General features: G+C 67.8%; 22 protein-coding genes. 12 read left to right on the top strand and 10 right to left on the bottom strand.

Annotation, left to right across the window (positions count from 1 at the left end):
* Positions 1–115 precede the first annotated feature (115 nt).
* From ACWDPV_RS00945 to ACWDPV_RS00935, 3 genes are read left to right on the top strand one after another with little or no spacing between them, the layout of a single operon-like run.
* On the top strand, positions 116–1,507 hold the full coding sequence (locus tag ACWDPV_RS00945; RefSeq protein ID WP_449741395.1) for a dynamin family protein: 1,392 nt from the start codon (positions 116–118) through the stop codon (positions 1,505–1,507).
* On the top strand, positions 1,504–3,396 hold the full coding sequence (locus tag ACWDPV_RS00940; protein WP_449741394.1) for a dynamin family protein: 1,893 nt from the start codon (positions 1,504–1,506) through the stop codon (positions 3,394–3,396). Before ACWDPV_RS00945 ends, ACWDPV_RS00940 begins: the two co-directional genes overlap by 4 nt.
* Positions 3,397–3,398: 2 nt before the next feature.
* Complete coding sequence (locus tag ACWDPV_RS00935; protein ID WP_449741393.1) at positions 3,399–5,114, top strand: Hsp70 family protein; 1,716 nt, start codon at positions 3,399–3,401, stop codon at positions 5,112–5,114.
* Positions 5,115–5,212: 98 nt separating this feature from the next.
* On the opposite strand, the gene ACWDPV_RS00930 is transcribed toward ACWDPV_RS00935, so the two are convergent.
* From ACWDPV_RS00930 to ACWDPV_RS00915, 4 genes are all read right to left on the bottom strand, one after another.
* A complete protein-coding gene (locus ACWDPV_RS00930; protein WP_449741392.1) occupies positions 5,213–5,587 on the bottom strand; it encodes a VOC family protein in 375 nt (124 codons plus the stop codon).
* Between the two features lie 130 nt (positions 5,588–5,717).
* Positions 5,718–6,596 carry an RNA-binding domain-containing protein gene (locus tag ACWDPV_RS00925; RefSeq protein WP_449741391.1) on the bottom strand — a complete coding sequence of 293 codons (879 nt, stop codon included), beginning with the start codon at positions 6,594–6,596 and terminating at the stop codon, positions 5,718–5,720.
* Between the two features lie 5 nt (positions 6,597–6,601).
* Complete coding sequence (locus tag ACWDPV_RS00920) at positions 6,602–7,321, bottom strand: DUF5134 domain-containing protein (RefSeq protein WP_449741390.1); 720 nt, start codon at positions 7,319–7,321, stop codon at positions 6,602–6,604.
* Positions 7,318–8,805, bottom strand: coding sequence for a PepSY-associated TM helix domain-containing protein (locus ACWDPV_RS00915; RefSeq protein WP_449741870.1), 1,488 nt, complete (start codon positions 8,803–8,805; stop codon positions 7,318–7,320). Before ACWDPV_RS00915 ends, ACWDPV_RS00920 begins: the two co-directional genes overlap by 4 nt.
* Positions 8,806–8,958: 153 nt before the next feature.
* On the opposite strand from ACWDPV_RS00915, the gene ACWDPV_RS00910 reads away from it, so the two are divergent.
* The 7 genes from ACWDPV_RS00910 to ACWDPV_RS00880 all read left to right on the top strand — a co-directional run bounded on the left by ACWDPV_RS00910 (position 8,959) and on the right by ACWDPV_RS00880 (position 15,999).
* Positions 8,959–10,641: a flavin monoamine oxidase family protein gene (locus tag ACWDPV_RS00910; RefSeq protein WP_449741389.1), complete on the top strand. Its 1,683-nt coding sequence runs from the start codon at positions 8,959–8,961 to the stop codon at positions 10,639–10,641.
* Between the two features lie 7 nt (positions 10,642–10,648).
* Positions 10,649–11,464, top strand: coding sequence for a carbon-nitrogen hydrolase family protein (locus ACWDPV_RS00905; RefSeq protein ID WP_449741388.1), 816 nt, complete (start codon positions 10,649–10,651; stop codon positions 11,462–11,464).
* Positions 11,465–11,635: 171 nt separating this feature from the next.
* On the top strand, positions 11,636–12,385 hold the full coding sequence (locus tag ACWDPV_RS00900; RefSeq protein WP_449741387.1) for a hypothetical protein: 750 nt from the start codon (positions 11,636–11,638) through the stop codon (positions 12,383–12,385).
* A gap of 40 nt (positions 12,386–12,425) precedes the next feature.
* Positions 12,426–13,604, top strand: a complete 1,179-nt coding sequence (locus ACWDPV_RS00895; protein WP_449741386.1) for a DNA polymerase IV — start codon at positions 12,426–12,428, stop codon at positions 13,602–13,604.
* 50 nt (positions 13,605–13,654) lie between these two features.
* The gene (locus ACWDPV_RS00890) at positions 13,655–14,047 is read left to right on the top strand and encodes a hypothetical protein (RefSeq protein WP_348806745.1); all 393 of its coding nucleotides are present in this window, start codon (positions 13,655–13,657) and stop codon (positions 14,045–14,047) included.
* 16 nt (positions 14,048–14,063) lie between these two features.
* Positions 14,064–14,972 carry a variant leucine-rich repeat-containing protein gene (locus ACWDPV_RS00885; protein WP_449741385.1) on the top strand — a complete coding sequence of 303 codons (909 nt, stop codon included), beginning with the start codon at positions 14,064–14,066 and terminating at the stop codon, positions 14,970–14,972.
* 37 nt (positions 14,973–15,009) lie between these two features.
* Positions 15,010–15,999 carry an esterase/lipase family protein gene (locus ACWDPV_RS00880; RefSeq protein WP_449741384.1) on the top strand — a complete coding sequence of 330 codons (990 nt, stop codon included), beginning with the start codon at positions 15,010–15,012 and terminating at the stop codon, positions 15,997–15,999.
* A 20-nt stretch (positions 16,000–16,019) separates the two neighbouring features.
* On the opposite strand, the gene ACWDPV_RS00875 is transcribed toward ACWDPV_RS00880, so the two are convergent.
* The 5 genes from ACWDPV_RS00875 to ACWDPV_RS00855 all read right to left on the bottom strand — a co-directional run bounded on the left by ACWDPV_RS00875 (position 16,020) and on the right by ACWDPV_RS00855 (position 19,661).
* Positions 16,020–16,637 (bottom strand): TetR/AcrR family transcriptional regulator, encoded by a 618-nt coding sequence (locus ACWDPV_RS00875; RefSeq protein ID WP_449741383.1) that lies wholly within the window; start codon positions 16,635–16,637, stop codon positions 16,020–16,022.
* 51 nt (positions 16,638–16,688) lie between these two features.
* Positions 16,689–18,359: a SulP family inorganic anion transporter gene (locus ACWDPV_RS00870; protein WP_449741382.1), complete on the bottom strand. Its 1,671-nt coding sequence runs from the start codon at positions 18,357–18,359 to the stop codon at positions 16,689–16,691.
* Positions 18,356–18,730 carry an ArsR/SmtB family transcription factor gene (locus ACWDPV_RS00865; RefSeq protein WP_449741381.1) on the bottom strand — a complete coding sequence of 125 codons (375 nt, stop codon included), beginning with the start codon at positions 18,728–18,730 and terminating at the stop codon, positions 18,356–18,358. Before ACWDPV_RS00865 ends, ACWDPV_RS00870 begins: the two co-directional genes overlap by 4 nt.
* Positions 18,731–18,885: 155 nt before the next feature.
* Positions 18,886–19,350 (bottom strand): SixA phosphatase family protein, encoded by a 465-nt coding sequence (locus ACWDPV_RS00860; protein WP_449741869.1) that lies wholly within the window; start codon positions 19,348–19,350, stop codon positions 18,886–18,888.
* Positions 19,351–19,376: 26 nt separating this feature from the next.
* Positions 19,377–19,661, bottom strand: a complete 285-nt coding sequence (locus ACWDPV_RS00855) for a hypothetical protein (protein ID WP_449741380.1) — start codon at positions 19,659–19,661, stop codon at positions 19,377–19,379.
* Between the two features lie 83 nt (positions 19,662–19,744).
* On the opposite strand from ACWDPV_RS00855, the gene ACWDPV_RS00850 reads away from it, so the two are divergent.
* Positions 19,745–20,659 (top strand): DMT family transporter, encoded by a 915-nt coding sequence (locus ACWDPV_RS00850; protein WP_449741379.1) that lies wholly within the window; start codon positions 19,745–19,747, stop codon positions 20,657–20,659.
* On the opposite strand, the gene ACWDPV_RS00845 is transcribed toward ACWDPV_RS00850, so the two are convergent.
* Complete coding sequence (locus ACWDPV_RS00845) at positions 20,589–21,047, bottom strand: flavodoxin domain-containing protein (protein ID WP_449741378.1); 459 nt, start codon at positions 21,045–21,047, stop codon at positions 20,589–20,591. The genes ACWDPV_RS00850 and ACWDPV_RS00845 overlap by 71 nt on opposite strands.
* Positions 21,048–21,213: 166 nt before the next feature.
* On the opposite strand from ACWDPV_RS00845, the gene ACWDPV_RS00840 reads away from it, so the two are divergent.
* Positions 21,214–22,746: a CoA-acylating methylmalonate-semialdehyde dehydrogenase gene (locus tag ACWDPV_RS00840; RefSeq protein ID WP_449741377.1), complete on the top strand. Its 1,533-nt coding sequence runs from the start codon at positions 21,214–21,216 to the stop codon at positions 22,744–22,746.
* Positions 22,747–22,753: the final 7 nt, after the last annotated feature.

The raw sequence follows: 22,753 nt of genomic DNA, 5'->3' as shown, positions 1-22,753 counted from the left end.
ACGCGCACCCCTGCGATGCCCGTTTACCCTCTTTGAGTAGTACACGGGCCAGAATGTTCCCGTGGCCGACCAGATTCGACGGACCGACCTGACATCCGACGGGAGGCACCACGCGGTGGCAACGCGGACGACCCTACGCGACCGGCTCGGGCAACTACTCGACGATGTCGCCCGGATCGGTGAGCGTGAGGTGGCGCAGCGGTTACGCGCCGACCTCGACGCCCCGCTCACCGTCGCGGTGACGGGTCGGGTCAGTTCGGGGAAGTCGACGCTGCTCAATGCGCTCGTCGGTGATCGCGTGGCACCGACCGACCGGGCCGAATGCACCCGCGTGGCCACCCTGTACCGGGCTGGTGCGCCGCAGCGCGTCGAGGTGATCGGGATGGACGGGACCGTCACCGAGGTGCCCGGACCGGTGCGCGGCGACCTCGGGCGGCCGGCCCGCGACATCGACCATGCCGTCGCGTACACGCCGTCGCGGCTGTTGCGGGATTTCTTCCAGATCATCGACACCCCCGGCCTGTCGGGTTTCACCGACACCGCCGAGACCGCGACGCGGCGGGTGTTCAGCGGACGGTCGGGGTTGCCGCGCCCGGACGTCATCCTCTTCCTCCTCGACGACGCCGGCGGCCCCAAGACCGACGAGGTCGAGTTCCTCCGCAACTGTGGGGCGTCGGCACAGAACACCATCCTGGTGATCTCGCAGGCCGATCTGATCGCCGACGAGCGCCCGATGCTCAAGGCGCTCGAAATCGCCCGCCGCATCCAGCGCCGGTTCGCGGCCACCGCGGGTGCTGTGGTGCCGGTGTCGGGTCTGATGGCCGAGGCCGGTGTCTGCGGTGTCACCGAACGGGAGACGGCCGCGATCGCGGCGCGCGGGAACCTGGAGACGTGGGAACTGCTGTCGATCATCGATGGTGGTGCACCGGCGCCGCCGGGCATCGACGTCGAGTTGCTCGGCCGGCTCGAGGAACTCGTCGGGACCTATGCCATGGACGACGGCGCCGATATCGCCGCCGACGGCGCGCAGGCCTATTGCGAATGGCTGCAACGGGTTTCCGGGGTGGGGGATCTCCGGCAGGCGATCGGACGACGATTCGTCGCCGTCGGTGACGTGCTCAAGGCCCGAACCATGCTCGGCGAACTGCGAGACCTCGCCACCCGCAGTCCGCATCGCGCCGCCATCCTGGTGGCCATCGAGGACGCCGAGTCCGCGCCGGAATTGCACCGGCTCCGCGAGGTCGCCGCGCTGGAGGCCCTCGCGAGGTGGCACCCCGACAGCGAGGTGGTCGCCGACCTCGGGCACGCGGTGGCGGTGCGTGACGTGCGGGTGTTGCTCGGACTGCCACCCGGTGCGGCACCCACCGACATCGACGCGGCCGCCCGGTCCCGCGCGGTGGACTACCGCGGCCGGCGATCACTGGCCGGCTCCTCGGCCGAACGGGAGGCATTGTTGGTGCTGGAACAGACATTTCAGCTCGTCCGCCGCGGCCTGTGGACGGCATGATGAGTCAAGAAGCCGCGCCGCGCAAAACGCCACCGAGTGCCGCGACGGTACTACGGGTGGCCGTCGATGCCTTGCGCAAACACGGTGAGGATGCGATCGCCGACCGTGCGCTACGGGTGGCCGCGGCCGCGCCGCCGGAGGCGTCGGTGGTGATCGTCGGCGAGATCAGCCGGGGCAAGAGCTCATTGGTCAACACGCTGGTCGGCGCACCGGCCAACGCGCCGGTCGCGCCCGTGGACACGGAGATGGCGACGAGCATTTACGTGCGGTACGTGCCCGCCACCGACGACCTGCCCGTCGGGGCCGCCGACATCGAATTCCCCGGTGTGACACACCGAATCGATGTCGCCGCACTCGCCGATTGGGTCACCGTCGGCGGTGCCGATGAGGGCCGCACGGTGACGACGCAGGCGTCCTCTGGCGCCGACGGTGACATCGTGGCGGTCGGCGTACCCGCGGTGTCGGCGCGTGTCGGCATCGCCTCGACGGTGCTTCCCGACACCGTCATCGTCGACACCCCGGGCGTGGGATCGCTGATACCCGAACACGTCGAGGCGGTGATGAGTGCGAGCCGCGGCGCGGGTGTGCTGGTGATGGTCTGCGATGCGACGGCGCCGATGAGTGCCCCCGAACTCGAGTTCCTCGGCGCGGTGGGCGCGGAGATCTCGTCGGTGGTGATCGTGGTGACCAAAATCGATCTGGTGATGCGGCAGTGGCGCACCGTGCTCGCCGAGAATCGCACGCTCATCGCCAGGCACGCACCACGTTTCGCGCACGCGCCGATCATCGGGGTGTCTAATCGGGTGGCCGCGCAGGCCGCGTCGATCGCCGACCCCGAGACGGCCACGCGGGCGCGGGCCGCCTCCGGGGTCTCCGACCTCGTCGGCGCGCTCACCCCGTTGGTGCGTGCCACCTCGGATGCGCCGGAACGTAACGCGCTGCAGGTGGCTTTCGGCGGACTCGACACGGTACGCACCCGGCTGCTGCTGGAGATCGAGACGGTGAAGGCCGCTCCGGCGGTGCGTGTCGAGATCGAGGCCGAGCGGGAACGACTCGCCGGCCTCAAGGATCACAAACGGGAATGGCAGGCCCGCCTCCAGCAGGATATGGCGGCGTTGTCGGTGACCTCCGACGACATGTTGCGTGAGGAGTTCGACGGACTCTTCGATCAGTGGTCGCGTCGCATCGACAAGCTCAAGTTCTACGAGATACCGCGCGCCTCCAAGGAATTGGTGTCGCAGATGACCGTCGACCTGGAGGCGGTGGCCCATCGGGTCTCTGCTGCCTACGTCGTCGGCGTGGAACGGATCGCCGACGAGTTGTTCTCCGACAGTGAGATCCGCGTCTCGGTGCTCGACCGCCTCACCGAGGGGCAGGAGGATCTGCACCTGCGTGGTGAGAAGAAGGTGTCGCCGTGGAAGAACTTCCTCGATCCCATCCTGATCACCACCATGGCCTCCGGTGGACCGCTCGCGCTGATCCCCGGCGTGGGCTTCATCGCGCTGCCGGTGTGGGCCGGCATCGTGCTGGGATTCCGGGCCACCCGCACCGGCAAGGAGAATCACCGCAAATGGTTGACCAAGGCGGTCAACGACATGAAGGGTGACGTGCGGTCGCAGTTGAAGGCGTTCAACGCGCAGGCGATGGGCGATCTGCGGGTGGCCTATGATCTCCAACTCGAAAGTGCGCTCGCGGAATCGGCGAAGATCCTCAACGACGCGGCGGCCGAATCCAAGCGCTCGGCCGAGGATCGCAAGCAGGCCGTGACAGAGCTGCGGACCAAGGTCACCGCAATCGACACCATCCGCAAGAACATCGTGGCCGTGTTGAAACGTCCGGTCGGGCAACAGAAACCGGCCGGAGCGCCGGCGTCCGACGACGGGAGCTGACGGTGGCGGGCGCGGCATCGCAGGGTAGGCGACGATTGTGCATCGATTTCGGTACCAGTAACACCGCCGCCGCGTTCCGGGTCGACACCGCCGACCCCGTCGTCGTGCCGCTGTCGGCGGATGTGGTGACGATGCCGTCGGCGGTCGGCGCCGACGGCGACAACATCGTGGTGGGTTCCGCCGCCCGCGCGATACGACTGCACCGTCCCGACGCCTACGAGGAATCCCCGAAATCCCGCCTGGTGGAAGGCGAGATCGAACTCGGTGACCGTTTCTGGCCGGTCGAGGAGATCATCGGCGTCGTCCTCGATCACGTACACCGGACCGCGCTGCGGTATTCGGGTTTCGGCTCCTTCGACACCGTCATCCTGACCCACCCGGACAATTGGAGTGAACGTCGTCAGGCGATCCTGCGCAGCGCCGCACAACGGGGCGGAATCCGGCCGGAGCAGATCCGTACGGTATCCGAATCATTGGCCGCCGCATGGTATTACGTCCATCAGGGACATGACGTGGCGGCCAACGAGCGGATGTGTGTCTTCGACTTCGGGGCGGGGACCTGTGACGTCGCCGTGCTCGCGCACGACAGTGGCGGGTTCACCGTCATCGGGTCCGGCGGCGACAACACCCTCGGCGGGAATGACCTCGACGCCCGGCTGCGTCGCTGGGTGCTCGAGGAGGCCGGTCGCCTCGACCCGGAGCTGCCTGCGCTGCTGCAGGAACAGGCCGCGGCACTGGCCCTCGGTGATCACGTGCGGATCGCGAAGGAGAACCTGTCGGAGGATTCGCGGACCTCGATCGAACTACCCGGCGGACGACGACCGATCCTGTTGACCCGCAGGGAATTCGAGGAGATGATCGCGCCCTACGTGCAACGTGCGGTGGATTTGACCCGGCAGGCGATCGATGGCGCCGACGCGGTGTCGGGCCGGGCCAGCCTGCCGGTGGTGTACCTGACCGGGGGCACCAGCAACATCCCCAGCGTGGCGGCCGCATTGTCCGGGGTCGGTCGGATCGGCCGAATCGGTGATCCGAAAACCGTTGTTGCCCAAGGTGGGCTGCTGCGCTCGACGAACATCGACGTTCCGGTCGGCACCGCCGCAGTTCCCGCCGAGGCGAATCCGTTCGCCGCGACCGGGGTGCGGATCATGATGCCGGCGCTGGTGCCCGGAACCGTCGTGGCCGGCGTGCTCGCTCGAGAAGGTCAACGGGTGCGGACCGGCGAGCCGATCGCCCGGGTGCAGGCCGCGGCAACGTCGCTGCTGATCACCGCCCCCGCCGACGGCGTGCTGTCCGGTGTCGAGCTGGTGGTGGGTGCGATGGTGACGCCCGGCGCCGTGTTCGGTGCGATCGGCCCGACGGTCGTCGCCCGCGACCGGTGGGCCGGGCTGCACCGGGTGCCCGCCGGCGTCGTCGCCGAGAACCCCGCGGCCAGGGCCCAGCCGCCACCACCGCCACCGGCGCCGCCATCTCTGACACCGCCACGGCCCGGGTCGGCCCCGAAGTCCACGCTCCCGTTTGGTGAACCGCGGACCTCTCTCGACCGATCGGGCAACCAGATCACGGAGTGGGCCGACGGTCTGACCGTCGTACGGATGCCCGACGGCCGGGTGAAGGTGGGCCGCCACGGAGCGCAATTACGTGGCGGCCCACAGGGTGTCGAGGTGGCGCAATCCGCGGACCACATCGTCGTGGCGTTCGACGATCCGGAGAGGTAGCTACACGCGCAACTCCCACATGCACGGAATGCATCGCGTGCATGTGGGAGCCGAGCAGGTGAAATGGGTGCGGGGAGGTGCTCACCGGGTCGGTGGACTCACTTCCCATACCGATACGGCAGGTACTGCACGTTCCAGTGATTGCCGTCCGGGTCGTCGAAGTAGACGAAGTGCCCCCACGACTGCACATCGACCTCGGAGACGTCGACGCCGCTGTCGAGCAAGGACTGCCGGGCCGCCTCGATGTCGGACACGCACAGCATGAGGGTTCCGGCATTGGGCGGCTGACCCTCGATCAGTCCGGTGCCGAACGCGATCGAACACCCCGACCCGGGTGGGGTCATCTGCACGAAGCGGATGTCCTCGGACGGCGACTGATCGTGGTCGGGGTGAAAGCCGATGCGTGTGTAGAAGTCCTTCGCGCGGTCGACGTCGGTGACGGGCAGAAACGCGACTTCCAGGGTCCAGTCCATGAGCACGTGCCTTTCGGATCGAGGGATCGGATGCGTTGTGCACCGATGGAGTCAGCATCGCCCGGATTGCGGACGATTGCAGTCCGCAATCCCCATCGCAGACCAGACGGAGTCCGACGGACTCCGGACCTCACCCACCCGCCGAGAACCGCACCGCCGAGCGCGCCTGGGCGGCGAGGGCAGCGCCGGCACCCAACGGCCAGCGGTGCATGACATAGTCGGCGGCCTGGTCGACGCCGAGGTGGCGCGACGAGTTGCCGGTGCGGACCCAGAACTCCGGTGGGGCGTTCTTGCCGGGGCGTAGATACACCGGCCGCGGCGACGGGTGGCTCACCACCCGGCAGACCGGTTGTGTCCCAGAGGAATCGGGGACCGCCACGTCCTCGATTGACACGTCGACGGCGGCGGCCGCATTCTGTCCGAGCGCGGTGGTCAGTAGATCACGCAGCCACAACTCGAAGCGGTCGGCGTCGGGCACCCTCAGGGTGGCGTAGTCGGCGTCGAGACCCAGCGGCGTGCCCTCGTCGTCGACGCCGATCAGCAACGTCCCGCCGTCGGCGTTGAGGAACGCCGACACGGTCTTGACGATCACCTGCTCCATCCGAGGATCCTTCTCACCGGTGCGCGTGTTGATCCGGGCCGTCGACTTGAACTCCACCTGCGCGGATTCGCCCGCGGCGATCAGCTCGGCCACGCCCGCTCGTCGGGGGCGTTGCAGATGCGCGGCGACCGCCCCGTAGGCGGCGATCACCGCGATCGAACCGAGCAGGGCGGACCCGATCGCGGTCGGCTGCCACAGGTGCGTGTCCGGCGTGATCGCGCCGGCGATGAACAGTCCCACCGCCGAGCCCAGAATCGCCAGCACGACCGCGGTTGTGCCATTCAACGTGGCACGGCGCCGCAGCACCCAGCGCGCGATCGCACCGAACACCCAGGCCACGATCAGCACGGCCACCAGCGAAATCGCCGTCACCCACAGCGGTGCCACCGACTCATACACACGTCCCATGCGTCCTAGACAACCATGACGAAGAACATGATCGACATGCCGGTCGCCATGAACACCTGACACAGATCGCCGGCGAAGGACAACACGTCGTCGGGCGCACCGGCACGTCGGCGACGATCGAAGTACAGGTACAGCCAGAGCGCCGCGGCGACCGCGAACCCGAGCGCCAGAACCCAGTTCACCGGCGCCACATATCCCGGCTGCGGTGCCATGTGAGTCATGTCCATCCCGCCCATGTCGCCACCGCCGTGACTGTGCGCGAGCACCACCGGGTGGCCGGAACCCACACCACCCGGGCCCAACGCCAACGCCATCGGTTGCGCTGCAGGGGTTCCCGGCAGCAGGCTGCCGTTCATCACCGCATACATCCAGGCCATCGCCCCCATCATGGCCGCGTGGTACACCGCCGCCATCCGCCCGGTGGTGGTGGATGTCGATGGGACGCAACCACAGTCGACGGCCGGGCGTGACGAGTTCGGCACCGCCAGGCTGGCCAGGAACCACACCGCCGCGGCGACGAAGAACCACAGCGGGCCGACCGTCGGCCAGTCCGCGGAGAACGGCCAGGCCATCAACAACATCGCGACCGACATGATCAGATGCAGCGCATGCCCCACATAGGCCTGCCAGGGCATCGATTTCACAACCATCAGGTACAGGCACTGCGCCGCGGCCAGTCCGAACAGGATTGTGACGACCCACCGCAGCAACTCGTCGGCGATCATCGCGCGCTCACCCGGGACTCACCCGACTGCGCGGACTCCCGCCGCTTCGACACGATTCCCCACACCGCGTCGACGATGACGAACAGCGCCAACGGGATCCCGAACCAGGGGAGGAACCAGCCGAGGACGGCGACGACGACGATCAGGGCCAGCGCCTCGGCCGGCAGCAGGGAACTCAACGAACCCCGCCCGGGCGCCTTGGGGAGCCCGCCCTTCGTCGGGCGGCGACGCCACCACATCAGGTAGCCGCGGCAGATGACGGTGATCAGCCCGACGCCGAGCAGGATCAGCACGACCTGGTTGATCAGGCCGAACAGGCCCATGTGGGCACTGATCGCCCACGTCGTCATCTTCGCCATGAACGGCCAGTCCGCGAAGTCGACCCGGTCGGTCACCGCATACGTGTGCGGATCGACGGCGATCGAGTCGTAGTGACTCGGAAATCCGCGCGCATTCTCCGACACCGACCACGCCGCACCCGCGGCCGCCGGCACCGAGATGACCATCGGGCCGACCAGACCGGCCTGCTGTGCGGTCTCGTAGACCTGGGTGAACGCCGCCGGATCGACCTCGGCCGGTGCCGTTTCGGCACCCGCGCCGTGATGCGCGGACGTATCGTCGGACGGTTCGGTGGATGCTTCGGTGGATACGCCGGGCGTCGTCCACGACAACTCGGTGCGCAGTTCGCCGATGTTCTCACCGGCATAACGTGACCAGCTCAAGCCCGACGCCGACAGCCCGATCAGGCCGATGATGATCCAGACACCCACCGCGCCGTGCCAACTCAGGGTGCGTTGACGTCTGGGTGTGTGACGATCGGGCACCAGCAGTCGCTTGAGTTTGTGTGTGCGGCGCCGGTATCCGATCCACAGCACCAGACCGCCGAGCGCCACGACCCACAACCAGCTCGCACCGATCTCGCTGTAATTGCGGCCCACCTCACCCAGGTGCAGAGTGCGGTGCAGGTCATCGAACCAGGCGCGCACCGGCAACCACTCGCCGAAGCTGGTCAGCTCACCGCGCACCTCGCCGGTGTGGGGATCGACGAAGACGGTGCGGTTGTGATCGGCCGGGACGTCGTCGACGGCCAGCACCACGCGGGTGGTCTCGCCGGCCGCTGGTGCCGGAGTCACCGAGACGATCGAACCCTCCGGGTGGGCCGCGCGGGCCGCGGCCACCTGCTCACCGAGGGGGATCGGCGTGCCACCGGGATCGTCGACGGTCAGCTCGTGGCTGTAGATCGCACGATCGAGCTGCGGGATGAGCGCGTACAACGTGCCGGTGATGGTGGCGACCAGCAGGAACGGGCCGATCAGGATGCCGGCGTAGAAGTGCCAGCGCAGCAGCAGCGGACGCCAACGGTCGGCGGCGCCGCGCGCACGACGCGGCCGGGATGAGGGCTCCGGGCACGGCGATGACGCAGAGGAGCGCGACGACGCGAACGCCGGCGCGGCCCCCTCATCCAGGGGTGGGGTGGTGACCAACTCGAATCCTGCCTTCACACGAGGGGCTGATGAGTCCCGTGGCTGACGAGTCTCGCGTCAGAGGTCGGCGGTACGCGCCGGAAAGTTCCCGGCATCGCCATGACGCGCGTCACTTCCCCTCCTCTGGCGGCCGGAGGACCTACCCTACGAGGGATGCAGCCGACCACCGAAGTGCCGACCACCGAGCCCCCGATCACCATCTTCGGTCCGGACTTCCCGTTTCCCTATGACGACTGGGTCGGCCACCCGGCCGGGATCGGCACGGTGCCGCCGGAGGCGCTCGGCAGTGAGGTTGCGGTGATCGGCGCGGGGATGGCGGGCATGGTCGCCGCCTACGAGCTGATGAAGATCGGTCTGAAGCCGGTGGTGTACGAACCCGACCGGATCGGCGGCCGACTGCGCTCCGAGCCGTTCGTCCCCGGCGAACCGGAGGTCGCCGAACTCGGTGGCATGCGGTTCCCGATCTCCTCGAGAGCCTTCTTTCACTACGTCGACACCTTCGGACTGCGCATCCGCCCGTTCCCCAATCCCCTGACCGAGGCGGCGGGCAGCACCGTCATCGACATCGGCGGGGAGACGCTGTACGCCCGCACCCTCGACGATCTGCCGCCGATCTACCAGGAAATCTCCGACGCCTGGGACGCCGCACTGGAACGCATCGCCGGCTTCTCCGGCCTGCAACGCGCCATTGCCGAACGGGACACCGCCGAGCTGAAACGACGCTGGAATGCCCTCGTCGCCGAATGGGACGACCGCAGCTTCTACGACTTCCTCGCCACCTCGACGGAGTTCGGATTGCTGAGCTTTCGGCATCGCGAACTCTTTGGTCAGGTCGGATTCGGTACCGGCGGTTGGGATTCGGACTTCGCCAACTCGATGCTCGAGATCCTGCGGGTGGTGCTCACCAACTGCGACACCGACCAGTACCTCATCGTCGGTGGGGTCGAACAGGTTCCGCGTCGACTGTGGTCACATGCACCGCACCGGATCGCGCACTGGCCGGTCGGCACGTCGCTGTCGTCGCTGCACCGCGGGGTGCCCAAACCCGGGGTGCGCGCACTGCGGCGCCTCGGTCCCGACCGCATCGAGGTCACCGACCGGTGGGGCGAGCGACGCGAGTTCTCCGCGGTGGTCGCCACCTGCCAGGCGTGGCTGCTGTCCACCGAGATCGATTGCGACGAGTCGTTGTTCAGTCAGGATCTGTGGATGGCGCTGGATCGCACCCGGTACATGCAGTCATCGAAGACCTTCGTCCTCGTCGACCGTCCCTTCTGGTCAGACCGCGACCCCGACACCGGCCGCGACGTGCTGTCGATGACGTTGACCGACCGCCTGACCCGCGGCACCTATCTGTTCGACAACGGACCCGACCGGCCCGGGGTGATCTGCCTGTCGTACTCGTGGATGAGTGATTCGCTCAAGATGCTGCCGCATTCGGTGGAACGCCGTGTCTCCCTGGCGCTCTCGGCGCTACGGAAGATCTACCCGGACGTCGACATCGCCGAGCACATCGTCGGACGGCCGATCACCGTGTCGTGGGAGGACGACCCGAACTTCCTCGGCGCCTTCAAGGGTGCGCTGCCGGGCCACTATCGGTACAACACCCGCATGTACGGGCATTTCCACGATCAGCATCTGCTACCCGACGCCGAGCGCGGCATCTTCATCGCGGGCGACGACGTCTCCTTCACCCCGGCGTGGGTGGAGGGTGCGGTGCAGACCGGACTCAACGCGGTGTGGGGTGTGCTGACGCACTTCGGTGGTCGCTGCGCACCCGAGAATCCCGGTCCCGGCGACGTGTACGCCGACCTCGGACCGATCGACATCGGTGAGTGACGCGACGATGAACGGGACGACACCGGCGGATGTTCTGCGCGTCGCACTCTGGCAGGCCACGCCGCTACCCCCGGACACCCCGGATATCGTGGAACGCAATCTGGAGCGTTTGAGACGGGCGGCCGCGACGTGCGCCGGGCGAGCCGACCTGCTGATCACACCCGAGATGTTCGTGTGCGGGTACAACATCGGCGCGCGGGCCGCGGGGGAGCGGGCCGACGCTCCCGACGGGCCGATCGCGGCGGCGGTGTCGCAGATCTGCGCGGCCAGCGGGCTCGCCGTGCTCTACGGGTGCGCCGAGCTGGTGGCCGGCGAGGTGTACAACGCGATCCGGCTCGTCGATTCCGACGGTCGGCTGCTGGCCACCCACCACAAGACCCACCTGTTCGGTGACCTCGACACCGAGATGTTCGCGCCCGGAACGGTTCCCGCCCCGGTGGCCGGGCTCGGCCGCTGGCGACTGGGCCTGGGGATCTGTTATGAGGTGGAGTTCCCCGAGGTGGTGCGTTCGCTGGCGCTGCGCGGCGCCGACATCGTCTGCGTCCCGACCGCCAACATGCCGGAGTACGACGATGTGCAACGCATCCTGTTGCCGGCCCGCGCCTTGGAGAACCAGGTGTATGTGGGTTACGCCAATCTCATTGGCAGTGAAGGAGATCTGGCCTACGGGGGTCTCAGCGAATGGATCGGTCCCAGCGGGGCGGTCGAGGCCCTCGGCGAACCCGGCGAACACCTGGTGTTCGGTACCGCCGACCGCGACGAACTCACCCGGTCGCGGGCGGGCTGGACCTACCTCGCCGACCGTCGGCCCGAACTCTACTGACCGCTTTGCTGTTCTGAACGGTGCACTGCCACTACACCATTCGGGATACGTCCGTTGCCAAAAGGCGTGTGCGCCCCGTCTGGACATAACGGGCGCTGTGGTCTAACTTACATCCGGGAACGTGCACGTCGGGGCGCAGAAGAAATGCACGCAGGGTGGGACGTGGACGGGATGACCGACGTGGATTTCGAGGCGGATCTGCAGGGTTTCGAGGATGCGCAGTCGCGTGCGCGACGCGGATTCCTCGGCGCGGCCGCGATCCTCGAGGCGCTCGACATCGAGTCGCTACTGTTCCTGCCCTCGCTGCGAATGATGTTGTCGCCCAATGCCATCTGGGGTGACGGTGCCGGACCTGATGCGGCGCTGGCTCACCAGATCCGCTCCTCCATCAATCGGCACACCCGCGCCGCGGACGTGCTCGGTGTGATGCTGCGGGACGCCATGCTCACCCGACGCGACGCCGAGTCGGCCCTGCGCACGGCGTCCGGTGCACTGCCGGTCCGCGCGCAGCGGACACTGGTCGACGACGCCGTCGCCCTGTCCGATCCCCGCCGGGCCGATCTGCTCCGGCTGGCCTTCCTGCTGGTGGCCACCCATGCACTCAGCGATCCCACCGACTGTGCGACGGCGTCGCGGTCACTGAACCTGGTCCCGCCACCCCTGCATCGAGATCGTTCGATGATGAATTCTGTTCTTTCTCAGATCGTTCCGATGTTGTCGGCATCCGACGTCGAGGGATTGGGGTGGGCCGTCGGTCATGCCGCGTCGATCTTCGCGGTGCCCGATGAGCACCGGCTGCCGACCGCCGGTGCCGTCGAATTGGTGCACGGCACTTCGGATCTCACGCTCGTCCGACTCAACCCGCATTCGCTGCACCTGGCCTGCAAGCTGTCCGGACTGCCGACGCCGGAACCGGCCTGAGCGGCCGCGGGTACTGAGCTGCCCGGGTAGGCTGGCTCGGGTGAGCGCGTCGACCCCGCGCCGCCACCGGTGGCTGCTGCACATCGACCTCGACCAGTTCCAGGTCGCCGTCGAGCGACTCCGCAGTCCCGAGCTGGTGGGCGCGGCGGTGATCGTCGGCGGCAATGGTGACCCCACCGAGGCGCGCAAGGTGGTGACCTGCGCGTCCTACGAGGCCCGTGCGGCAGGGGTGCGAGCGGGGATGCCCCTGCGCAGTGCACACCGCAAGATGCCCGACGCGGTGTACCTGCCGCTGGACATGTCCGCTTACGACGCCGCCTCCGCACAGGTGATGACGACGTTGCGGCAGATGGGTCATCCGCTGGAGGTGTGGGGATGGGACGAGGCGTACGCCGGAATCGGCGACGTATCCGGCGGTGACAGTGACCTCGGCCGTGACGAACTCGGTGACGACGAGATCCTCGCCCTGGCCTCGGGCATCCGTGAACGGGTGGCCGCCGAGTGCGGGCTGGCCTGCCGAATCGGTATCAGCGACAACAAACAACGCGCGAAGATGGCCACCGGCTTCGCCAAACGGGGAATCCGCGACGCCGGGCTCGATCGGGCGATGCCGCCGGGGGTGTTTCTGCTCGACAAACGGAACTGGTTGCCGCTCATGGGTTCTGCGCCGACCGGAGACCTGTGGAGTGTGGGACCGCGCACCGCGGACAAACTGGCCGCGATGGGCGTGGCCACCGTCGAGCAACTCATCGCCACCGACAAGGACGACCTCATCGCCAGATTCGGCCCACACCAGGGCAACTGGCTCTACGTCCTGTGCCGCGGCGGTGGGGATGCGACGATCACCGTCGAACCCTTCGAGGCCAAGTCGCACTCCAAGTCACACACCTTTGCCACCGACCTGACCGAACCGGCCGAGATCGCCGCGGCCGCCACCGACCTCACCGACGAACTGCTCGGCGAGATCGTCGCCGAAGGCCGCACACCCTTCCGGGTGGCGGTCACCGTGCGGACCGCCACCTTCTACACCCGCACCAAATCCCGGAAGCTGGCCGCACCGACCACCGACCGCGACACGATCGTCGCCGCCGTGCTCGAGGTGCTCGCGAAATTCGAGCAGGGCCGGCCGGTGCGTCTACTCGGGGTGCGGCTGGACCTCGTCGAGGTCGACACCGACACCGACACCGACACCGACGAAGACGACGAACGCGACGAATGAGTCCGAACGGACGACATCGCGTCGATGGTTGCCATTGCTAATTTGGCACGATGGCCACACCTCCGTCACCAACCCATGGGCGCAACCAAGCGGCCGATGTCGTCAATCGGATACCGCTGCTGCCCACCGTCGCCGCAGTACTCGTGGTGTTCGGCCTGCTGTTCGGCGCTCTCGGCAGTTGCGGCGGTGCCACCTCGGCGTTCAACAGCTACTCCACCACGAACAGCGAACTGTGCTCTGCGTATCGGGTCGCGGTCAACGCCTTCGAGGACGACTCGGAATACGACGTCACCGACGAGCTCGATGCCCTGATCAGTGCGGCCAAGGACTACGACGACAGTGGCGTCCGCGCCGACGCCGACGACCTCGACTCCAACACCGGCTACCTGGTGAGTGAGTCCAGTTTCCGTAGCGATACCCGCAACATCGCGGCCGAGTGCTGAGCAGGCAGGTAGAACGATGACCACACCTCCGTACGGCGGCGGACCGAACCCGCAGCAGCCCAACCCGTATCAGTCCTCACCCGGCTGGGGTCAACCCCCGACCGGGCAGTCGCCCAGCGTGCCACCCACCGGGCCGTATCCTTCCCAGCCGCCGGCCACCGGGCCGTATCCGGCACAACAGCCGCCGGCCACCGGGCCGTATCCGGCACAACAGCCGCCGGCCACCGGGCCGTATCCGGCACAACAGCCACCGGCCACCGGGCCGTATCCGGCACAACAGCCGCCGGCCACCGGGCCGTATCCGGCACAACAGCCCGCACCATTCGGTCCCGCCCGGCCGGGACCGGGTTTCGGTGCCCAGGGCCCGAACACGGCCGGCGCGCCGGTCCGTGCCGCAGTGGGCGGTGGGATCATCGCGGTGCTCGCGGTGATCCTCATCTTCGTGTTCTGGCCGGTGGCGATCTTGCTGTTCATCGTGGCCGGCGTGTACGCCTTCTTCCTGGCCACCGGAATGCCGATGGCCGCGGGCCCGCAGACGACGATCGCCCACGCGGCATATGCGTGGCGCTCGGTGATCGCCCCGGCATTCGGCGGACGATCGACGCCGAACCCGGCGCATCCCGGACCGAACCCGGTATATCCCGGCCCGAACCCGATGACGCCCAACTCGATGGCATCCGACCCGATGTCCCCGAACCCGGTCGCGCCTGCGCCTGCGACGCCGGCGCATCCGTATACGGCCGCGCAGGCATCCAATCCGGGCACCGACCCGCAGGTCCTCTCGCAGATCGCGGCCGCCGCACCGGAGTTGCGGGTGCTGGTGGCCAACAATCCGGCGACCTACCCGGGGTTGCTGGACTGGCTCGACACCTACGGCGACGCGCAGGTCAAGGCGGCCGTCGCACAGCGTCGCGGCAGCTTCTGACTGCACACACCCCGCGACCAGGGAGTACCGTGCCGAGATGAGCATCCGACACCGGCGCCCGCGTGGCCTGCCGAGCGTGCTGACGGTGTGCGTGCTGACGGTGTGCGCGCTGCTCGCGCTCGGCACCGCCACCGCGTCGGCGCAACCGTCGCCATCGCAGCCCCTGCCGGTGACCTACGACTTCCTCTCCGGGATCTCCGCAGAGCTCGAGAACCCCGGTGGCTCGCTCCCCGGCACCAACGACTTCTCCTGCCGCCCGGCCGCGGCGCACCCGCGTCCGGTGATCCTGGTGCACGGCAGTGGTGGTGGGCGACAGACCAATTGGGCGACGATGGCGCCGGTGCTGGCCAACGCCGGCTACTGCGTGTTCGTCCCGACCTACGGCACGCTGGGCACCGTATGGCCGGCGTCGGCACTCGGTGGGCTCGGGCCGAAACCCGACAGTGCCTGGCAGCTCAAGGAATTCGTCGATCGGGTGCGTGCGGCCACCGGCAGCGATCAGGTCGACATCGTCGGTCACTCCCTCGGCACCGAGATCCCCACCTACTGGATGAAATACCTCGGCGGGCGCGGGCAGGTGGCGCACTATGTGTCGCTGGCCCCTTATTGGCGTCAGGGCCCCGACGACGATGACGCCCGCGGTGAGGCGATCGCGGAATTCCGTGCGCGCCTGGGCATTCCCGAACCGGTCCGGCCGTCGTGTCCGGAATGCTCACCGGCCCCGGCCGATCGGGATTTCAATCGTGCCGTGCGCGAGCCGACGCCATATCTGCCGGGCGTGCAGTACACCAACATCGTCACTCGCCACGACGACATCGTCACACCCTATGACGTCGGGATACTCGACGGTCCCGCCGGTACGTCGGTCACCAACATCGTCGTACAGGACGGGTGCCCCGCCGATCATTCCGATCATCTGTCGATCGTGGCCAATCGGCGTTCGGCCGCACTCGTGCTGCGGGCGCTCGATCCGTCATCGGCCGTGCCGGTGCCCTGCGTGCCGGTGTCCCCGGTCACCGGCGGCTGATCGCCCCCGGCCAGGGCCGGCTAGGGCGCGGCGATATAGGTGGTCAGCACCCGAACGGCCGCGTCGACGGTGTGTTTCATCGCGGGTTCGTCGGCGGTCATGACGTATCCGAGCGTCATGCCGTCAGTGAGTGCGATGACCACCGGCGCGATCTCCTCCTCGGCGACCGCCCACCGGAATCTGCCCAGCCGTGCCCCCTCCCGCAGCATGCGCACCACCAATTGGGCGTAGCTGGTGTAGAGATATTGGGCGAGTGTTTCGAGTCCCGGGGTGCGACGGGCGTAGAGCCCCAACGAGATCAGCGCGTGTTCGCGGGTGGCGTTGCCGGCGACGTCCCCGGCGAACGCCTCGAACCCGGCACGCAACACCGCCTCCGCGGGCAACCCGGCCGGCGCGGACTCCGCCTCGAGCATCGTCACCCGCTCGGTGAGGGCCTCCAACTCCTGATTGATACCGAATTCCGCGACCGCGGCCAACAATTCATCGCGATTGTCGAAGGCATAGAACAGGCCCGACTGCGGGACACTCGCTTCGTCGGCAATGCGCCGCGTGGTGGCGCTCTCGACTCCTTCGCTTGCGATCACTCGCAACGTGGCCTCGATGGCGAGTCGGCGTCGCTCTGCGACACTCAACCGCATCTTTCTCCTCAGTTCTTCTCGGTGACGCGTGGACGCACGTCCAAAACAATCCTAACTTTCACTGAGTGCTTCGTTTGGCGAGGTCGGCGTCGTTACATGCGTGCGGGCATGGGCCACCGCTTCGTCGAGGGTGGCCATGAGGTGGTTTTCGTGCCGCAATGAATCGATGACGCCCACGCCATTGAGCAGTCCCAGGTGTTCGGACTGGACGCCCTTGAGGATGACGGTGATTCCTCGCGATTCCAGATCGGTGACGATCTCGGCCAGTGTGTGGGCGCCGGTCGCATCGATCATCCCCAGATGCGACATGCGGATGATCACCACCGAGACCTTCGATCGGCCGGCTCCCTCGCTGATCGTCGAGGAGATCCGCTCGGCCGCACCGAAGAACATGGCACCGTCGAGGCGGAGCAGGGCGATGTGTTCATCGCCGGGCTGCGCCGGGCCGGGGAGTTCCTCGCGAGTGACGCTGGACCGGCGCGCGATTTGTCGCAGCGCGAAGAACGCGGCGACCACGATGCCGATCTGGACCGCCTCGATGAGGTCGAAACACACCGTGATCAGTGCGGTCACCACGAAGATGATGGCGTCGGACCGGGTGGAGCGCATGATCTTCCGGATCGTCGACGTCGAGATCATCCGGAAACAGGTGACCATCAACACGCCCGAGAGTGCGGCCAGCGGAATGGTCGCCACCGGGCCGGTGGCCAGGTACACCACGCCGAGCAGGAACAACGAGTGCACGATCGCCGACACCCGGGTGCGGGCACCGGAGCGCACGTTGACCGCGGTGCGGGCGATGGCGCCGGTGGCGGGCATGCCGCCGAAGAGACCCGACGCCACCGATGCCAGACCCTGCCCGGTCAGTTCGCGGTCGGGATCGTAGGGGCCCGTCGGCGACATCGTCGCGGCGACACGCGCCGATAGCAGCGATTCGATCGCGGCGAGCGCGGCGATGGCCAACGCCGCGCCGAAAAGTGATTGCAGCGCACCGGCATCGACGTGCGGCAGGGTCGGGGCCGGCAGATGGGAGGGCAGTTCGCCGATGGTGGCGACGTCGATGTGGGTGAACCGCACGACGAGGGTGACGACGATGATGGCGGTGAGCGATTCCGGGATCGCCCGGTGAACGCGGGGCAGTGCGACCATCAGCAGGGCGACGGCGGCCACCACCCCCAGGGTGCGGCCGGCGGCCGCCCAGTCGGCGTGCGCGGTGACCGTCCACGCCGCCGGCAGCGTTCGCTCACCCTTCGGTGGTGACGTCGCGAAGGCCGCCGGGATCTGCTGCAGGAAGATGATCACCGCGATACCGAGGGTGAAGCCCTCGATGACCGGCCACGGGATGAAGGTGACCGCCCGGCCGAGTCCGACGGCACCGGCGATCAGCACGATCAGCCCGGCGAGCACCGTCACCATCGCGATGCTCGCGAGACCGTGTTGGGCCACGATCGGCGCGAGGATCACCGCCATCGCTCCGGTGGGGCCGGACACCTGCACATGCGAACCGCCGAAGATCGCGGCCACCAGGCCGGCGACGACCGCGGTGATCAGCCCGGCCGCGGCGCCGACACCCGAGGAGATACCGAAGGCGAGTGCGAGGGGGAGTGCGACCACACCGACGGTGACACCGGAGACGATGTCGAGCTTCCACGACGAGCGCAGACCTGCGTAATCGCCGCGTCCCGGCAGCAGTCGCCGGACGCGGGAGATGAGCGGTGTCATGGCCGGCCGACGGGCGGCAGAGCGGAGATGGCGTCGAACTGATCGCGCTGGGCGCCGAGGGTGTCGTAGAGGAAGGTGCGGGCGATGAGCAGCAACTCGGAGATCTTGGGGTGGGCCAGCCGATAGAAGACGGCGTTGCCGGTGCGCGTCGAGGTCACCACGTGATGCCGTTTGAGCACGGCCAGATGCTGCGACATCGCGGTCGGCCCGATGTTGACGATCTTGAGCAGGTCACTGACCGCGGTGGGGTCGTCGCTGGCGCTGAGCACCTCGAGGACACGAATCCGGGCCGGGTGGGCGAGCGCCTTGAAGAGGTTGGCCTTGATCTCGTAAAGCGGCTGATCGGTTCCGGAGAAGCCGTTGGTGGTCATGAGGTCTCCTCGTGGCGGCGGATTCCGAAGCGAATACCGCGGACTTATGGATTACGCAAGTGCGAAATCCATCGTACGGCGGTTGGTGACAATCGCCAAACTTGAGTGACGCGGATCGCGGCCGAACTCGCGGTGGAGTCCGAGTCGCGTGGGAGTCAGGAACGGGGCACGCGAACACCCACCAGGTGGGCGTCGGGATCGGGTGCCAGGCCGATCCCGGACCACGGCGAGCCCAGGGTCACGACCGCGTACGCCGACGTGGGGAATCGATCGATCTCGCCGTCGGGATCCAGGCTCAACGCCGTCGACGGCATACCCGGTTCGTGCCCGACGACGAGTACGGTCGCCGCGTCGGCCGGGACATGAATGCGGATCGCCTCGAAGATGTCGTCGGGAGTTCCGCCGTAGATCTCGTCGAGGAACTCCGTCGGGGCGTCGATACCGGTCCGTTGCAGGGTCTGGCGGGTGCGGGTGGCGCTCGAACACAGCACCGCATCGATGTGCAGGCCCTCGGTACGCATCCAGTCGCCGGCCAAGGCCGCCTCCAGGCGCCCACGGTCGGCCAGCGGCCGCTCATGATCACCGACGCCGGGCGGATATCCGGACTTGCCGTGCCGCATCAGGACCAGCGTGCGGGTGACCGAACTCACGCCACACCCCGCTCGGTGCGGCGCTCGCCGGAGCGGATTTCGGTCGACGCCGAACGCAACACCCGCGCGGTCGCACGCCACGCGGCCGCCTCCTGGCGATGGAAATCCGCGAGATCGTCGTCGCCGGCCGCCTGCGCCGCGTCCGCGAGGTCGTCGTACTCCCACGACTCGTCGAGGCAGTCGGTGATCACCGCGGGAATCAGCGTGTGATCGGCGCACACCGCGCCGATCGTGACGGCGTCGAGCGTCGCGAGGAGTTCCAATTCAGACCGCAACCGCATGACTCCAACCTACGAGCGACGCGCGCACGGATGCGGTAGCGACACCGCCCACCTCTCGGGAGACATGCCCTAGCCTGGTGGGCGTGCACTCCTGGCTCCCCGCGCTTCTCGCGGTTCTCGCGGCGCTGATGATCGCCGCCGGAACCGTGCTGCGTCAGCGCGCCTCCCGGGCGTCGGGGGCCATAACCAAGGGCTGGTGGCTGGGTGCGGGGATCGCGATCACCGGCTTCGCGCTGCAGGCCGGTGCGCTGGGCCTGGGGTCGATCCTGTTGGTGCAACCGCTGGTGGTGCTGGCGGTGCTTTTCGCGCTGCCGTTGGAGGCGTGGGCCGACCGACGGCATCCGGCACATCGCGAATGGGCGTGGGGTGGGGTGCTGGTGGCGTGCGTGGCCACGTTCCTGGTGATCGCGCGCCCGGAGCCGTCGATGCGCAGACCCCCAGATCTGGTGATCTGGGTGACCGTCGCCGCGGTGATCGGGGTGATCGTGGCCTGCGTGCTGTGTGCGGAACGCTCGACCCCGCACTACCGGGCCCTGTTCTACGGACTGGCCGCGGGCACCCTGTTCGGGGTGTCGGCGCTACTCATCAAGACGATCGTCTACCAGCTGTTTCATCACCCGGTGCACATGTTCACCCATCCGGAGATCTACCTGTTCGTGGTGGTCGCCGCGGGTGCGGTGATCGCTCAGCAGAAGGGCTTCGGGGCCGGCGATCTGCAGACCTCGTTCCCGGCGATGAACGTCATGGAGCCGGCGGTGGCGATGGTGCTCGGCGTGGTCCTGCTGGGGGAGAACCTCAAGGTGTCGACGACCACCGCACTGTTCCTCGGCGTCGTGCTCGCCGTGATGATCCGTGCGGTGGTCGAGTTGGCGAAGGAATCGGCGGTGCGTTGCGGGACCCTGCCGGACTCCGTCGGGGCGCCGTCGGTCAGGCGTTTACCGGAGCGATCACCGAAATCAGATCCTGGGCCCACTGGGCGGCCATCGCGCTCGGCTTGATCGCCGAGGAATTGTCGTGGCGGGCGTGCTCGCCGACCTGGGTGGCGCCGCGCGCGGTGAGCTTCTCGGCCATGATCTCGCCACCGCGGTTGAAGGTCTGGCCGTAGACGGTGTCGCCGAGTCCGAAGACGGCGAAACGTACACCGGTCAGGTCCGGGGCCACCTCGTCGAGTTCGGCCGCGAAGGGCTCGGCGCCGGTCGGCAGTTCGCCCTCGCCGTAGGTCGAGCAGATCACCACCAGAAAGTTCTCGGGATCGAGATCCTCGACCGCGAATTCGCTCATGTCGTAGATCGACGGGTCGTGGTCGGCGGCCAGGACGTCGGCGATGGCGTCGGCCACCAGTTCGCAGTTGCCGGTCTCGGTGCCGTAGAGGATGACGACGGACATGGTGACTCCTTCCGATGGATCGCGCGCAGGTCGCACAAACAGGGGCAAGGGTAGCCTCTTTTCCTGCCGAAATGCCATTGGACTTTGGTCACCCCTTGGCGCAATTACTTGGATGTCCTAGTATTGGTCGTGTCACGACCCCGATCAGAATTCAGGTGATCTCGCGGTGAGCGCATCCTCCACCACATCCATCCCGCACTACCTCAACGGCGCCAAGGTGGCCGCCGACGGCGGTCGCTTCGCCGACGTGTTCAATCCCAGCACCGGCCAGGTCGCCGCGCAGGTGCCCCTCGCCAGTACCGACGAGGTGGCCGCCGCCGTCGAGACCGCCAAGAAGGCGCAGAAGGAATGGGCGGCGTGGAACCCGCAGCGCCGCGCCCGGGTGCTGATGCGCTTCGTCGATCTGGTGAACAAGAACGCCGACGAGATCGCCACCACACTGTCCCTCGAGCACGGCAAGACCCACGCCGACGCCCTCGGCGACATCCAGCGGGGCATCGAGGTCATCGAGTTCGCCATTGGCATCCCGCACCTGATCAAGGGCGAGTTCACCGAGGGTGCCGGCACCGGCATCGACGTGCACTCGATTCGTCAGCCGCTCGGCGTCGTCGCCGGCATCACCCCGTTCAACTTCCCCGCCATGATCCCGCTGTGGAAGGCCGGACCGGCGCTGGCGTGTGGCAACGCCTTCATTCTCAAGCCCAGTGAGCGCGATCCGTCGGTGCCGGTGCGTCTGGCCGAATTGTTCACCGAGGCAGGACTTCCCGACGGCGTCTTTCAGGTCGTGCACGGCGACAAGGAGGCCGTCGACGCGCTGCTCACCCACCCCGACGTCAAGGCGCTGGGCTTCGTCGGCAGCTCCGACATCGCGCAGTACATCTACGAGACCTCGGCGGCTCACGGCAAGCGGTCGCAATGCTTCGGTGGCGCCAAGAACCACATGATCATCCTGCCCGACGCCAACCTCGATCAGGTCGTCGACGCGCTGATCGGCGCCGGTTACGGCAGTGCCGGCGAGCGCTGCATGGCCATCAGCGTTGCCGTTCCGGTGGGGGAGCAGACCGCAGAACGCCTGCGCGCCAAGCTGATCGACAAGGTCAACGCGCTGCGCGTCGGGCATTCGCTCGATCCGAAGGCCGACTACGGCCCGCTGGTGACCGCCGCGGCGCTCGAGCGCGTGACCGGCTACATCGGCAAGGGCGTCGAGGAGGGCGCCGACCTCGTCATCGATGGTCGTGAGCGCACCAGCGATGAGCAGACCTACGGCGACGAGGACATCTCCAACGGCTTCTTCATCGGCCCGACCCTGTTCGACCATGTCACCAAGGACATGTCGATCTACACCGACGAGATCTTCGGCCCGGTGCTCGCGATCGTGCGTGCCGGTGACTACGAAGAGGCCCTCGCGCTGGCGTCGGATCACCAGTACGGCAATGGTGTTGCCATCTTCACCCAGGACGGCGACGCCGCCCGCGACTTCACCGCCCGCGTCGAGGTCGGCATGGTCGGCGTCAACGTGCCGATCCCGGTTCCGGTGGCCTACTACACCTTTGGTGGCTGGAAGCGCTCCGGCTTCGGTGACCTCAACCAGCACGGACCGGCGTCGATCCAGTTCTACACCAAGACCAAGACGGTCACCTCGCGCTGGCCGTCGGGCATCAAGGATGGCGCAGAGTTCGTCATCCCGACGATGGACTGAGGCCGTC

It is taken from the genome of Gordonia sp. NPDC003504, assembly GCF_053587995.1.
Note: the sequence above shows the minus strand (reverse complement) of the source record. Positions and strands in the feature narration are given on the sequence as shown.